The sequence below is a fragment of the Xanthomonas sp. NCPPB 4037 genome, from assembly GCF_041475695.2.
In the GTDB taxonomy this organism is placed as follows: Bacteria; Pseudomonadota; Gammaproteobacteria; order Xanthomonadales; family Xanthomonadaceae; genus Xanthomonas; species Xanthomonas campestris.
Genome location: NZ_CM191261.1, coordinates 719,109 through 732,925, shown reverse-complemented (window position 1 = coordinate 732,925; position 13,817 = coordinate 719,109). Strand labels below are relative to the sequence as shown.

The following is a 13,817-nucleotide window of genomic DNA, read 5'->3' as shown; positions in this document are numbered from 1 at the left end:
ATCGCCACGCGCCGCAGCTCACCGCGCAGGCGTGACGAACACCGGATTGGAGTAGAACCACAGATCCTGCCAGGGATCTTCGCCGGCGCCATCCGGCTCCGGGGTGGGTTCGTCCGTGTTGCTGCCGCGCACGCGCACGAAGCCACCACCGGCCAACTCCGGCACGTCCACCTGCGCGCTCAGCCAGCCGTCCTGCGACAGCAACGCCGCACGCGCAATGCGATGCACCTGCGTGCGCACACCGCCGCCACGCTGCGCGCCACCGGTGATGACCTCCAGCTGCGCCACCTGCGGGCGCTGGCCGTGGCGGTTGGGCTGCTGCGGTTCGTGCATGCGCACGCGCACTTGCAGCGTCGCACCTGCTACAGCCTGCAGCGTGCCGCCCATCCCGGCGTGCGCGCGGACACCGCCATCGGCCGCAACCGACTCCACATGCAACTCCAGTGCATCGATCAGATCGCCGGTCACCGCAAAACTCTGCCCGGCCCGCAACGCGCGCAGAATGTCGGCCGCATCGCGATGCGCCCACACATAGGTCTTGCTGTATTCGCCCGGGTCGAATTCCGCGCCGCCATCACGCCAGTTGCGGTGCGAATCGGAGGTGGCGGTGATCCAGAAATGACGGCCTTCGGCCAGCAGGCTGTCCCACACACCGCCCACCTGTGCGGTCATCTGGTCGAAGCCCCCCAACGTCGGCGCGCCGGCATTGCGATACAGCCCACGATGCGCGGTGTCGGCCTGGTGCCCAGGTGCGCCTTCCATGCCGATCACCACTTGCGGCGCGGCGTCCTGCCATGCACGCAACTCCGCCGGAGTGACCTTGCCCCAGACCCCGGGCGCTGTCGCTGTGCGCGAAGGATGGTTGACGACCAGCAGCGGTTGCGGCTGCATCGCCTGCATGGCGTGCAGCGCCGCCAGCATCGCCGGCTCGGTATCGCGGAGGCTGCCGTCCAGCAGTTCGGCGCGGTTGTAGTCGCGCTCCAGCCGCTCCAGCTGCGCTTGCTCGTCGGCACCCGGTGCGATGATCAGCGACGCATGCTCGGCCGCCGGCACATCGAATTCCATCCCATGGAACTGGATCAGCGCCGGCACCGCGCGCCTGGCCTGCTGCAGCGCTGGCCAGGCCTGGGTGCGGGTCACCCGCGAATGGCCCGGGCCGCCATGATCGGTATGCACCATCCACGCAAGCCCGTTGGCGGCGGCCTGCTGCGCATTGCGGCTGCGCGTGTACGGCGAATCACCGCCGCGGATCGGCGTGGGCGGCGTCGTGGACCGGTCCCAGGTCACGCTCCATTCGCTATGCACATGATGGTCGCCGGCCAGCCACTGGCGTGGCGCGGCGTCCTGGTCTGTGGCAGCCGGCGGCGCGGTATCAACCTCCACCTGCGCCGCCGGCGCCGCGCTGCTCAGCAACAGGCACACGGCCGCCGCGAGGGTCTGCAGCGTGCGCATCAGAAGTTCGCCCGCAGGCCGAGCGAGTAGGTGCGCCCGTAGTCGGTATAGCCGGAGAACAGGTGGTCGCCGACATACATGTGCTGCACCTCACCGGTCAGGTTGATCGCATTGGCGAACACGGCCAGCGCCGGGGTGATCTGCCAGGAAATATTGCCGTCCAGCGTGCCGTAGGCGCGGGTGTTGTTGGTGGCGATATCGGCGGTGCCCACCGAGTTGACGATGTCGTCGCGCCAGCTGTAACTCAGCCGCACCGACAGCGGCCCCTTCTCGTAGAAACCGACCAGGTTGTAGCTGTTCTTGGCCACACCTTCCAACGCATCCTGGAAGGTGGTGTCTCCGTCCACGTAGTTGGCTTCGCTGTCGGTCCAGGTGTAGTTGGCCTGCATGCCCAGGCCATCGAACGGCGCCGGCAAGCCAGTGAAGACCTGCTGCCAGGCCAGCTCCACGCCCTGCACCTTGGCTTTGCCACCGTTGACCTTGGACGAGAGCAGATAGCGGCGTCCCTGATAGTCCAGGTTGGAGAATTGGGTCTGCACGAACCGGCTGATGTCCTTGTAGAACACGCCGGCCACCAGCGCCGACGACGGCGAGGTGTACCACTCGAAGGTGAGGTCGTACTGCAGTGCCTCGAACGGCTCCAGGTTCGGGTTGCCGCCGCTGGCGGTGAGCACCTCGCCGCTGGAGTTGAAGGTGAGTTTGGAAGAGAGATCGGTGAGATCCGGGCGGGTGATCACCTTGGCCGCAGCACCGCGCAGCACCATGGTCGGGCGCAGGTCGTAGGCCACGTTCAAGGACGGCAGCACATCGTTGTAGCTGCGCTCGAACACCACCGGTTGTGCGGCGCCGTCGAGATTGGCATGGCCTTCGGTGCGTTGTTGGGTATGCACACCGCGGACACCGACATTGCCGCGCACATCGCGCCCGCCCAGTGGCGTGGAGAATTCCAGCATCGCATACGCCGAGCTGATGTCTTCGAGCACGCGGTAGGAATTTTGCAGGTCTTCGCTGGTGGGGCTGTTGGCCAGATCCGTCGCAGTCGGCCAGTCACCCCAGAACGGTGCTTCGCGCGGTGCCAGCCACTGCCGCGGCAATTGCCCGTTACCACCGTCCAGCATGTCGCTCACCGGCAATGAGGGGTAGAAATAGCTGGCATCAAAGCGCCGGCCGGCGATGCTGTTGTTGACCAGGTCGGTGCGGTCATAGCGGCGCTCGCGGGTGCGGTATTTGGCGCCCAGCTTGAGCGCACTGAACACGCCGCCTTCCAGCATGCGGTCGGCATCGAACTGCAGCGCGCGCTCGTGGTCCACCGCGTCGATGATGCGCCACTCCAGCCGGCGGCCCGGCGTCTGCGCCGGATCGGTCGGGTCATAGCCATCGGTGAAGGACCACTGCGGCAGATTGTTGCCGGAGGCAGTGGGGAACACCACGCGCTGATCGACGGTGGTGCCGGTGCGCAGACGGGTGCGGCGAATCGGTGCATCGTTCCAGCTGTGCGCACGCGACACGAAGCCGGTGCCCTGCAGCTTCCATGCATCGCCCTGCCAGGCACCGCTGAAACGCACGCTGCGGTTTTCGTCGGTCATGCCGGAGGTTTCGCGCGAGAGCTGCACCTGGCCGTTCTGGTAATCGAACGCGGTGACCGCATTGCCGGCGATGCTGAGATTGCGCATGTTGCGCGGCTCCCAGCCGGTGCCGATCGCGAACTCGTCGTAGTCCACCTGCTGGCGCGCGTAGAACAGGTCAAGGTTGAATTCCAGTGCCTCGCTGGGCGCGAACTGGATCGAGCTGGCCACGCCGATCCGCTTGCGCTGCTCCAGTTCCAGTGTCGGGCGGATGGCCGAGGGCGCGTAGATGGCACCGGTATCGGCAACGCCATCACCGTTGCCGTCGATGCCATCGGCGTAGTGCTCCCAGTAGGTCTCGTTGACGCGGTCCTGGCGCAGGCTGCGCTCGGCGTAGGCGGCGGCGAACAGCACGCCCAGGGTCTTGTCGGCATTGACCCAGTTGTACAGGCCGGACACGCGCGGGTCGTTCTCATCGGCCAGCTGCGGGTGGCTGAGTTCGGCTGACAGATGTGTTTCTGCATTGCCCAATTGCAGCGGGCGAAAGGTCTTGACGTTGACCACGCCGCCGATGGCGCCTTCATCCAGTGCGGCGGTCGGGCTCTTGATCACTTCCAGGCCCGAGACCAGTTCAGCCGGCAAGGTGTCGAAGCGGAACTGGCGGCCGGTCTGCCCGGAATTGCGCACGTTCTCGTTCACCGCCATGGTCTGCCCATTGAGCGTGGTGACCTGAAAATTCGGCCCCAGGCCGCGCACGCGCACGTATACGCCTTCGCCGCGATCACGTTCGATCGTCACACCCGGCAGGCGTTGCAGTGCTTCGGCCACGTTCTGCGCAGGCAACTTGCCGATGTCTTCGGCTTCGATCGAATCGATCACGCTGGGCGCATAGCGTTTGTCGTTGAGCGCGCGCTCCAGGCTGGACGCGTAGCTGCCCAGCACCTGCACGCGATCCAGCTCGGTGGTCTGCGTGGACGCAGCGCCGGCCTGTTGTGCCTGCACGGTGACGGAGGTGAGCGCGGCAGTGACGGCGAGCATCAGCACGGCATGGCGAGGACGACGCGCAGGATGCACGGGAGCAAAGGTCATGAGGTTTTCCGATGGGGGAGGAGCCGGGCCGCTCCCTGGCGGCCATGTCGGCGCGCGCCATGAAAAGAAATTCGTATGAAATGCTGATGACATGCGCGAGGTGTGCAAAGCGGCCACAAGCGCACCGCATCTTGCTGTGGCGCTGACATCGCAACGGTTACAGTGGAATTCCCGTTCGCTGACGCAATCGCACGCCATGGCTCTGGTTCCCGCTATTTCCGCCTGGAATCCCGCACCGTTGCAGGACCGCGTGGTGATCATCACCGGTGGTGCGCAAGGGATTGGCCGCGGCATTGCGCAGGCCGTGCTCGGTGCCGGCGGCAGCGTGGTGATTGGCGATCTGGATGCCGACGCGGGCAAGGCCTGCCTGCAGGACTGGGCACTGCCGCGCCGCAGCGCCTTCGTGCGTGCCGACGCCGCGCGCGAACCACATGCCGCGCGCCTGGTCGCCACCGCGCTCAAACGTTTCGGGCGGCTCGACGGCCTGGTCAATAACGCCGGCGTTCCGGACCCGCATATCGCCGCGCTGGCACAACTGGAATGGCAGGAATGGCAGCGCCGGCTCTCGAGCCTGCATGGCGCGTTCCTGTGCAGCAAGCATGCCCTGCCCGCGCTCGCAAAGGCCGCCGATGGCGGCGCCATCGTCAACATCGCCTCCACGCGCGCCTGGCAATCCGAACCCCATAGCGAAGCGTATGCCGCCGCCAAAGGTGGCCTGGTGGCGATGACGCATGCGCTGGCGCTGAGCGAAGGCCCGCAGGTGCGCGTCAACAGCATCAGCCCTGGCTGGATCAGTACCGATGCCTGGCGTGCACCGGCGCGCCGACGCGCACCCAAGCTCTCGCGGCGCGATCATGCCCAGCATCCGGTTGGCCGCGTCGGCACGCCGGAGGACATCGCGCAATTGGCGGTATATCTGCTGGCGCCGCAGCTATCGGGCTTTGTGACCGGGCAGGACTTCATTGTCGACGGCGGCATGTCGCGCAAGATGCAGTACGTCTGAGGCGGCACCGTCTGAGGCGGTGCGTTTTATCTAGACACAGGTTGGTTGCGTATCCGCTGCAGCGCACGTCGCGGTGACTAGGCATTGCCAATCAGCCAATCGCTGCGACACATCACCACCTGCACTAGAGCAAACATCGCACGCGCAACTGCGCAGCGATGACGAACGTTGGAGCCGTGGCGCGATTACCACCACCGCACCAACCACACCATCTCAGGCCAGCCGCGCTTCCAGCAAGGTTTGCGCATCCATCAACGAGGCAACGATGCGATGGCCGAGCGCACGCACCTCCGCATCAGGTGCGAGCAGGTCCGGCACTTGGATCGGGGTCATGCCCGCCGCGAGTGCAGCACGCACGCCGGTGGGTGAATCTTCCAACACCAGGCACTGCGCAGGGTCCACGCCCAGCGTGCGCGCGGCCAGCAAGTAGATATCCGGCGCCGGCTTGGGGTGCGCGACATCGCTGGCGGTGCACACCGCATCGAAACGCCACAACAGATCGGAGGCAGCCAGCTTGCGCAACGCGAGCGGGCGCTGGGTGGAGGTGGCCACCGCACGCGGCATGCCGTGCGCGTTGAGGAACTCCAGCAACGCGATGATGCCGGGCCGATGCGCAATGCCCGCGCTGACCGCGGCGTCGTACAAGCCTTGGCAGCGCGCCAGCACGTGTTCCATGGCCGCGGTGCCGATGCGCTCGCCAAGCAGGCGTCGGCACGCGGCATCACCGGTGCCGACCATGCGCAACCAGAATGCGGGCTCGATCTGCAGCCCATGCTCGTCGGCGGCCTGTGCCAGGCAGGCGGTAATGGCGCGCTCGCTATCGAGCATCAGGCCATCCATGTCGAAGATCACCGCCTGCGGCCAGAACGGCAGCGGCGTGGCGGCGCTCATGCGGGGTCTCCGCGCCCGAACAACACGTCCAGATCCTCCGGCCCCACCGTGCGCCATTGCCCTGCGTCCAGTCCGTCCAGCGACAGCCCGCCGATGCGGCTGCGGTGCAACGCCACCACGTGGTTGCCGGCGGCGGCGAACATGCGGCGTACCTGGTGGTAGCGGCCTTCATGCAGGGTCAGCCGGGCCTGACGTGCGCCCAGCACCTCCAGCTCGGCCGGCAGCAGCGGCTTGGTTTCGCCTTCCAGCAGCAGCGTCCCGCTGGCGAACAAGGCCGCCTCATCGCCGCGCAGGTCCTCGGCCAAGGTAACGTCGTAGACCTTGTCCAACGCAGATTTGGGCGAAATGATCCGGTGCAGCAGCGCGCCGTCGTCGGTCATCAGCAACATGCCGCTGGTCTCGCGGTCCAGCCGCCCCACCGGCGCCAGCACCGGCGCACGCAGGCGAAAACGCGGTGGCAGCAGCTCATAGATGAGCCGGCCGGTGTCTTTGGTGGAGCAGGTGTAGCCGCTGGGTTTGTGCAGCAGCACGCTGAAGCCGGGCGGCGGATCCAGTGGCTCGCCATCGATGCGGATCGCAGCGTGGTCCACCTGATCGTCGGCGTACAACACCTCGCCGGCCGCATCGGTGATGGCGCCCTGCCGGAACAGCTGCGTCACCTGCTTGCGGCTGCCATAGCCGAGATTGGCAATGTGCTTGACCAGCTTCATGCGCGCGCTCCACGCCCGCGCACGGCGGCGATCAGCTTGAAGCCATCGCGCTCGGCCGCCACGCGGACCTGGCCGAAGCTGTCGTTGAGCACCTGCTCATAGGGCAGATGCCGGTTGGCCACCAGCAGCAATTGCCCGCCCGGGCGCAACGCCTGCGCGGCCACCGCGATGAAGCGTTGCCCGATGTCCGGCCGGTCGGCGCGCGAAGGCGTGTGGAACGGTGGGTTGCTGACAATGAAGTCGTATTGCGCGGCCAGCCCGGCGGTGACATCGCGCCAGTGGTACTGCAGCTGCGCCGGATGCGCGCTGCCTTGCAGGTTGCGCCGCGCCAGGTTCAGCGCACGCGCTTCGGCTTCGTAGACATCCAGTGCGGTGACCTTGGGGCACCGCGCCAGCACTTCGGCGGAGAGATAGCCGAAGCCGGCGCCCAGATCGGCGCCATGGCCGGCCAGGGTGGTTGGCAGATGCTCGACCAGCAACGCCGACGCCGGGTCGATGCGGTCCCAGGCGAACACGCCGGGGCGGCTGACGAAGCGCCCGTCCAGGATCTTGCGCGGCGCATCCAGTGCTGCCCAGCGCGCCTGTAAGGCCGCATCGGTGCTGCCGGGCAGCGGGCCGCTCCAGTACGTGCGGCAGTGATGCTTGGTGAGGCTGCCGGCCAGGCCGGTGAGCTGGCGCAGATCGGCCTCGCCCGAGCGCGCACCCTCGTTGTTGGATTGGCAGGCCACCACGCAGCCGCCGGGGGCGGTCAGCGCCACCGCGCGCGCGAACAGGGCGCGGGCCTCTTCGCGCTGGCGGGGCGGCAGCACCAGCACCATCGCGTAGCGGGTGGTGTCGGCCTCGATCTCGGTTTCCTCGCGCACCTGCCAGCCGCTGCGCTCTAGCGCCTCGGCGAACGGGCGGAAGCTTTGTTCGCAGGTCAACGCCTCGGCCACGGCATGCTCGCGCAGCGGCCAGCCATCGCGCGCACGCAGGAACAGCACCGGGCCTTGTGGCCAGGACAGCACCCCTTGCGCGAACGGCAGGAACAGGGCTTGAAGCGGAGCATCGTGCGGGCCAGCCATCGGATCATCGGGTCAGGAACAGGCGCCCATTGTAAGGGACCGGTGCCGGCTGCCTGCCGCGCTCGTTGCGGCGCCTATACGGGGCATTGATGCGCACGCAACATCCACCGACCTAGGCTGCAATTACGCCCACACCGGAGATACGCAATGCGAGCCCTGTTCGTAGGTGGAGTTGTAGACAACAGCGAGATGGACCTGGACGACACCCCGCCACCGATGCATTACCCGGAAAACACCGGCGCCGGGCGGCCCCGCTACCGGCTGCATCAGGTCGGTGAACGCGACGACGGCAGCGTGGCCTACGCCGTGTATGGCGCGCCGGAAATGGCCGATGAGGAAGTCGCCCGGATCAGCGAAGAACGCGACTATGCCCGCCGCTTCAATGCCTCTCCGGAAGCACCGCGCTAGCGGCCCACCGCACGCGCATCAAAAAACCGGGCACTGCCCGGTTTTTTTGTGCCGCGCCAGCATCAGCGCGTTTTCGGTGTCACCCGCCAGATCACGTTGCCCACATCATCCGCCACCAGCAGGGCGCCGCTGTTGTCCGGCGTCACACCGACCGGCCGGCCCTGGGCATTGCCTTCGGCATCCAGAAAGCCATCCAGCACCGTGATCGGGTTGCCGGCGGGTTTGCCATTGGCAAACGGCACGAAGATGACCTTGTAGCCACTGGGCGGGTCGCGATTCCACGAGCCGTGCTGGCCGATGAAGGCACCCTGGCGGAAACGCTGTGGCAACAGGCTGCCGCTGGCGAAACTCAGCCCCAGCGAGGCGGTGTGCGGGCCCAGCGCGTAATCCGGCTTGATCGCCTTGGCCACCAGCTCGGCATTTTGCGGCTCCACGCGTTCGTCCACGTGCTGCCCGTAGTAGCTGTACGGCCAGCCGTAGAAACCGCCGTCGCGCACCGAGGTGAGGTAATCGGGCACCAGATCGCTGCCGATTTCATCGCGCTCGTTGACCACCACCCATAAGGATTGGCTCTGCGGCTCCCAGGCGGTGCCGACCGGGTTACGCAGGCCGCTGGCGAACACGCGGCTGCTGCCGGTGGCCGGGTCGATCTCCAGGATGGCGGCGCGATTGAGCTCGGCCTCCACGCCGTTCTCTGCCACGTTGCTGTTGGAACCCACGCCCACATACAGCTTGCTGCCATCGGCGCTGGCCAGCAGCGACTTGGTCCAGTGATGGTTGAGGCCGCCCGGCAAATTGGCCACGAAGGTCGGCTTGGCGGTGATGTGGGTATCGCCGGGCGCATACGGAAAACTCACCAGCGCATCGGCATTGGCCACGTAGAAACGATCGCCCACCAGCGCCATGCCGAACGGCGAAAACAGGCCGCTGATGAACTGCGTGCGCACTTCTGCCACACCGTCGCCATCGGCATCGCGCAGCAAGGTGATGCGGTTGGCGCTGGGCACCACCGCGCCGGCTTTCTTCATCATCGCGCCCTGCACCTTCTTGCGCAGGCCACCGCCGCCGGCATCGTCGGGCTTAGGCGGTTCGGCGGTTTCGGCCACCAGCACGTCGCCATTGGGCAGCACATACACCCAGCGCGGGTGATCCAAATCACGCGCGAATGCATTGACCTGCAAATCATCGGCGGCAATCGGTTTGGCGTTGGCGGCCCAGCGTTTGACCGGCGCTACCTTGACGGTGGGGATCAGCCGTTTCACCGGTTCGGGCAATTGCGGATTCGGCCCGGTGCCCTGTGCGATCTCAAGCGTGGCGGTATCGCCGCAGGCGGCGAGCACGGCGACGGTCAGCAGCGGCAGCGGCCAACGGGCGAGCTTCAAGACGGGAGCATTCATTGCGGGGGGAATCCTGAACAGTTGCGACAGTCGGGCATGATGCCGGTGACGCGCCTGCGAGAAGTAAACACCCTGTAAAGGCCGCCTGTCAGGGCATGACTTGCGGGTCGGCGCCCAGCGGCATCGGATGCACCGCAACGATGCGATCCATCCAGATCCATTGCGGCTCCTGCGAAGCATCCAGATGGTCGATGCGCAGCTGGCCATTGCTGCCTTCGCGTTCCTGTTCGTCGCGATAGGTCTGGATGGTGGGACGCACCGCCACGGTGCCGGCAATCATGCTGCCGTCATCCAGCTCGATGCGCACGCGTTCCTGCCCGTCGAGCAGCTTCACCCAATGCTCCAGCGTGGCGATCTGCGCCTGTTCGGTATAGACATGGGGGGCGTATTTGGGCATCGCGCGATCTCCGAAAGGGGAGCCCGCACGCTAGGCCATCGGCCGTGAACGATGCAGCAAACACACCAAGTTGCCTGGTCGCCGAAATGCGATGCAATGCGGCAACCCGGCCGCATCGCATCGCATCATGCGCACTGCATCATTCGGCCGGTTCGCGCGCGGCGCGCACCGCGGTCACCAACTGCGCCACGCTGTACGGCTTGGCCAGATGTTCCTGAAAGCCGGAGGCCAGCGCGCGCTGGCGATCGTCGTCGCGTGCCAACGCAGTGACCGCCACCGCCGGCAATGCGGTCGCATCCAGGCCCATGTTTTCGCGCACGGTGCGGATCAGCCCGTAGCCGTCCATGCCTGGCATGCCGATGTCGGTGAGCATCAGATCGAAGCGTGCATAGCCGCGGTGGTCGATCAGGGCCAACGCATCGGTGGCGCTGCCGGCGGTCACCACTTCGGCGCCCTGCTCTTCCAGCAGGCGGCGCAGATAGTCGAGCATGTCCGGCTGGTCTTCCACCGCCAGCAAGCGCAGGCCGTTGAGCGCGCGCGCTTCCACGATCTGCTCGGACATCAGCCGCCGACGCAGTTCACGCCGCGGCCGCTTGGCCTGGTCGGGCTGATGCTCCGGCAGGCGCACGGTGAAGGTGGCTCCCTTGCCGCGCCCGCCGCTGGTGGCGCCGACCTGGCCGCCATGCATTTCCACCAGCTGCTGCACGATGGCCAGGCCCAGGCCCAGGCCGCCGTGCTGGCGGGTGGTGGTGGCGTCGGCCTGGCGGAACCGGCCGAACAGATGCGGCAGGAATTCCGAAGCGATGCCGTCGCCGGAATCGCGCACCGAGACGATGAAGTGGCCGTCGTCGTGCTCCACGGTCACATCGATGCGGCCGTGCGCGGGCGTGAACTTGATCGCGTTGGACAGCAGATTCCAGAACACCTGCTGCAGCCGCGTGGCATCGCCCAGCACCAGACACGGCGTGGGCGGCACATGCAGCTGCAGGACCTGATCCTTGCCCTCGGCCACCGGCTCCTGTGCGCCCAATGCTTCGCGCACCTGCTCGGCCAGATCCAGCGATTCCACTTCCAGCTGCACCTTGCCCAGCAGCATGCTGCTGAGGTCGAGCATGTCGGAGATCAGGCGCTTTTGCGCGCGGGCGCTGCTGGCGATGACCGACAGGCCCTTGTAGTTCGGGTGGCCCTCTTCGACCCGCTGCAACAGCAGCTCGCTCCAGCCCAGAATGGTGGTGAGCGGCGTGCGCAACTCGTGCGACAACGTGGCCAGGAACTCGTCCTTGAGCCGCGCCATGCTCTCTGCCTCGTTGCGGGCACTGCGCTCGGACTCGAGCAGTTGCTCACGCGCCAGGGCGATTTCGCGCTGTTCGGTCACGTCCGGGCTGCTGCCCGCCAGGCCAATGAAACGGCCGTCGGCCGAATAACGCGGAGTGGCGGTCATCTCGATCCAGCGCCACTGCCCGTCGTGGCGGCGTGCGCGCACCAGCGCGTGCAGGCCGCGCTGTTCTTCCAGCGAGGCCGCCAATTCGAACTGGAACACCGGCACGTCTTCTGGATGCAGCAACTCGCTCCAGGCCGATACGGTGCCGCTGGAAATATCCACGCCGAAGAACTCGCCGTAGGCGCTATTGACGAAACGCACCACGCCTTGCGCATCGAGTACCCAGACCGGCATCGGCAGGCCGTCGGCCAGCGCGCTGAAGCGCGCCTCGCTTTCGGCCAGCTCGCGCTCCACGCGCTTGCGCTCGGTGATATCCATGAACAGCACGGCCACCCGCTTGAGTTCCGGCGGCCCCACCCGAAACGCGTCCACCGAATACCAGCGGTTCAGCGCCTTGGCCTGCATTTCGAAATGGATGCGATTGCCGGTCAGTGCCACGTGCCCGTAGCGGTCGAACCATTCCTGCTCATGATCGGCGCGCAGGCTGCGCATCGAGACATTGGCGACCTCGGACAGGCCGGTGTAGCGCTGGAACGCCTCGTTGGTGACGCGGAAGATGTAATCGGTGGGCCGGTCGCCTTCAAACACCATGTCGATGATGCAGAAGCCAGCGTCCACGTTGTCGAAGATTTCGCGGTACATGCCCGAATCCAGCGTCGGCTCTGCGACGGGCGCCGATGCGGCGACGATCGATTCGGGGCTGAGGGCTGAAGTGCTCAAATCAGGGTCCACGGGTGATGCCAGGGCGGATGACGAGCGGATGAAACCATGTCCGATGTCGTCGGCGGGTGCACACCGCGCTCGCACGCCGCAGGATCGCCCTGCCTACTGCCCTGTTACCAGAGCAGCGCGGCTACCACCACGATGCCTGCGCTCAGCAACATGATGCCGGCCACCAAGCCGCGAAATGCCCATTCACCTTCGCGCCGCAGTTGCTCGTCCACCCAGCGCTGCGCCTCTTCGCGCCACAGGCCCGAACGCGCGTAGTCGGCGTCCAGCAGCAGCAGGCGCACCCGCGACAGACCGAGCCGGGCGCATTCATCGCGGCACTGCTGGCTAAAGCTGTCATCCGCATCGGCGACATGCGCCCCTTGCGGCAGGATGAGTTCCAGATCAGGACTGGACATAACGCGGCCGCTCCTGGTCGAGTTCGCGCTCCAGCGCCATGCGTGCGAGCTGGGTGTAGTTGGCACGCGGGCCCTGGCCGCGGCCGGTCAGCATTCCCTGGTAGTCCAGGCCCTGCCAGACGCGCCCGGTCCACTCCACGCAATCCTCGGCGATGACCAGCATCAGCGAGTAGCGGTACTCCGCGCCGGTAGCCGAGGTGTAGGCGTACACGGGTGGAAACTGCACGGCCACATCGACCTGGCGCGCCAGCGCGGCCAGATGCTCGCGCAATGCTTCGCGGGCGTCGGCGCCCGGTTCCAGCGGCATGCTGCGGGTGGCCATGTCCAGGTCGAGATCGCTCTGCAGGGCCACGAAGGCGGCAGCGCCGGTGGCCGGATTGTGGCCGTGCTGCTTTGCCCAATCGATGAACTGCAGTCGCACGTCCGACGGCATGTGTGCCGGCGCCGAGGAGGCTGATTTTGTGCGGGGGTAGGTGTCCATGGCAGCGATCTTCCGGGCTGGGCCGTGAAGCGGAAGCGCAGGCCTGGTGAACCCTCCGTCAGCACGGCGGCCACCTGCATTAACCGGGCGGCAACGCGATGCCAGCCCCAGGCGCAGCGCGCGTTGCGGGGCGTGCAGGGCGCCCCCACACTGATCCTGTGCCCGGCGTTGCCGGCCATCTCTTCTGGAGGCTTTCCATGAAACGTTTGCTTGTGTCCAGCGCGAGCCTGCTGCTCGCGGGCCTGCTTGCCAGCACCGGGGCCACCGCCGGGGTGCGCAACGTGACCGATCCGGATGCCCCGCGCGCCCTGTCCAACGATGGCCCGGTGCAGGTGCGCTGGACCGACCCGGCGCAGTTCTCCGATATCCGCTACAGCGGCAACCGCTGGGAAGCGCAGCGTGGCGATTGGGTGACCCAGCTGGCCACCTATTTCCAGCGCAGCGCCGAGCGGCAGCTGCCGGACGGCCAACGCCTCAGCGTGACCATCACCGATATCCGCCGCGCCGGCCAGTACGAGCCATGGCATGGGCCACGCATGCAGGACGTGCGCGTGGTCAAGGACATCTACCCGCCGCGCATGAGCTTCGAATACACGTTGACCGATGCCAGTGGCGCGGTGGTCGACCAGGGCGAACGCAAGCTGGTGGACTCGGCGTTCCTGATGAGCGGCCCGCGCATGAACGACACCGACCCGCTGCGGTTCGAGAAAGCGATGATCGACGACTGGGTGCGCAAGCAGTTCCGCGGCGATCGTGACCGGGACACCGCGCAGCGCTGATGCAGCGCGCACT

13 protein-coding genes are annotated in these 13,817 nt (G+C 66.8%); 3 read left to right on the top strand and 10 right to left on the bottom strand.

Going from position 1 to position 13,817, the window contains the following annotated elements:
• Window positions 1-18: 18 nt before the first annotated feature.
• Both ACCQ01_RS03260 and ACCQ01_RS03255 read right to left on the bottom strand, forming a co-directional pair.
• Entirely contained in the window at window positions 19-1,452 is a 1,434-nt protein-coding gene (locus ACCQ01_RS03260; protein ID WP_228431439.1) for a CehA/McbA family metallohydrolase domain-containing protein, read from the bottom strand.
• Entirely contained in the window at window positions 1,452-4,055 is a 2,604-nt protein-coding gene (locus ACCQ01_RS03255; protein WP_372358889.1) for a TonB-dependent receptor, read from the bottom strand. Before ACCQ01_RS03255 ends, ACCQ01_RS03260 begins: the two co-directional genes overlap by 1 nt.
• Before the next feature lie 247 nt (window positions 4,056-4,302).
• Here ACCQ01_RS03255 and ACCQ01_RS03250 point away from each other — a divergent pair, with 247 nt between their 5' ends.
• Window positions 4,303-5,109, top strand: coding sequence for an SDR family oxidoreductase (locus tag ACCQ01_RS03250; protein WP_116902749.1), 807 nt, complete (start codon window positions 4,303-4,305; stop codon window positions 5,107-5,109).
• A gap of 213 nt (window positions 5,110-5,322) precedes the next feature.
• On the opposite strand, the gene ACCQ01_RS03245 is transcribed toward ACCQ01_RS03250, so the two are convergent.
• From ACCQ01_RS03245 to ACCQ01_RS03235, 3 genes are read right to left on the bottom strand one after another with little or no spacing between them, the layout of a single operon-like run.
• Window positions 5,323-6,000, bottom strand: coding sequence for an HAD family hydrolase (locus ACCQ01_RS03245; protein ID WP_042594584.1), 678 nt, complete (start codon window positions 5,998-6,000; stop codon window positions 5,323-5,325).
• On the bottom strand, window positions 5,997-6,710 hold the full coding sequence (locus tag ACCQ01_RS03240) for a pseudouridine synthase (RefSeq protein WP_228431437.1): 714 nt from the start codon (window positions 6,708-6,710) through the stop codon (window positions 5,997-5,999). The genes ACCQ01_RS03245 and ACCQ01_RS03240 overlap by 4 nt, the downstream gene beginning before the upstream one ends.
• Window positions 6,707-7,774, bottom strand: a complete 1,068-nt coding sequence (locus ACCQ01_RS03235; protein ID WP_042594582.1) for a class I SAM-dependent methyltransferase — start codon at window positions 7,772-7,774, stop codon at window positions 6,707-6,709. Before ACCQ01_RS03235 ends, ACCQ01_RS03240 begins: the two co-directional genes overlap by 4 nt.
• 147 nt (window positions 7,775-7,921) lie before the next feature.
• On the opposite strand from ACCQ01_RS03235, the gene ACCQ01_RS03230 reads away from it, so the two are divergent.
• Window positions 7,922-8,182, top strand: a complete 261-nt coding sequence (locus ACCQ01_RS03230; RefSeq protein WP_075286194.1) for a hypothetical protein — start codon at window positions 7,922-7,924, stop codon at window positions 8,180-8,182.
• A gap of 62 nt (window positions 8,183-8,244) precedes the next feature.
• On the opposite strand, the gene ACCQ01_RS03225 is transcribed toward ACCQ01_RS03230, so the two are convergent.
• From ACCQ01_RS03225 to ACCQ01_RS03205, 5 genes are all read right to left on the bottom strand, one after another.
• A complete protein-coding gene (locus tag ACCQ01_RS03225; protein ID WP_228431436.1) occupies window positions 8,245-9,579 on the bottom strand; it encodes a PQQ-dependent sugar dehydrogenase in 1,335 nt (444 codons plus the stop codon).
• Window positions 9,580-9,667: 88 nt separating this feature from the next.
• Complete coding sequence (locus ACCQ01_RS03220; RefSeq protein WP_012439331.1) at window positions 9,668-9,976, bottom strand: DUF3247 family protein; 309 nt, start codon at window positions 9,974-9,976, stop codon at window positions 9,668-9,670.
• A gap of 139 nt (window positions 9,977-10,115) precedes the next feature.
• Window positions 10,116-12,149, bottom strand: a complete 2,034-nt coding sequence (locus ACCQ01_RS03215) for a PAS domain-containing hybrid sensor histidine kinase/response regulator (RefSeq protein WP_014506491.1) — start codon at window positions 12,147-12,149, stop codon at window positions 10,116-10,118.
• A gap of 104 nt (window positions 12,150-12,253) precedes the next feature.
• The gene (locus tag ACCQ01_RS03210) at window positions 12,254-12,544 is read right to left on the bottom strand and encodes a hypothetical protein (RefSeq protein WP_042594577.1); all 291 of its coding nucleotides are present in this window, start codon (window positions 12,542-12,544) and stop codon (window positions 12,254-12,256) included.
• Window positions 12,531-12,977, bottom strand: coding sequence for a hypothetical protein (locus ACCQ01_RS03205; protein WP_014506489.1), 447 nt, complete (start codon window positions 12,975-12,977; stop codon window positions 12,531-12,533). The genes ACCQ01_RS03210 and ACCQ01_RS03205 overlap by 14 nt, the downstream gene beginning before the upstream one ends.
• A 245-nt stretch (window positions 12,978-13,222) precedes the next feature.
• On the opposite strand from ACCQ01_RS03205, the gene ACCQ01_RS03200 reads away from it, so the two are divergent.
• Window positions 13,223-13,804, top strand: coding sequence for a DUF3016 domain-containing protein (locus tag ACCQ01_RS03200; protein WP_043921578.1), 582 nt, complete (start codon window positions 13,223-13,225; stop codon window positions 13,802-13,804).
• Window positions 13,805-13,817 lie beyond the last annotated feature (13 nt).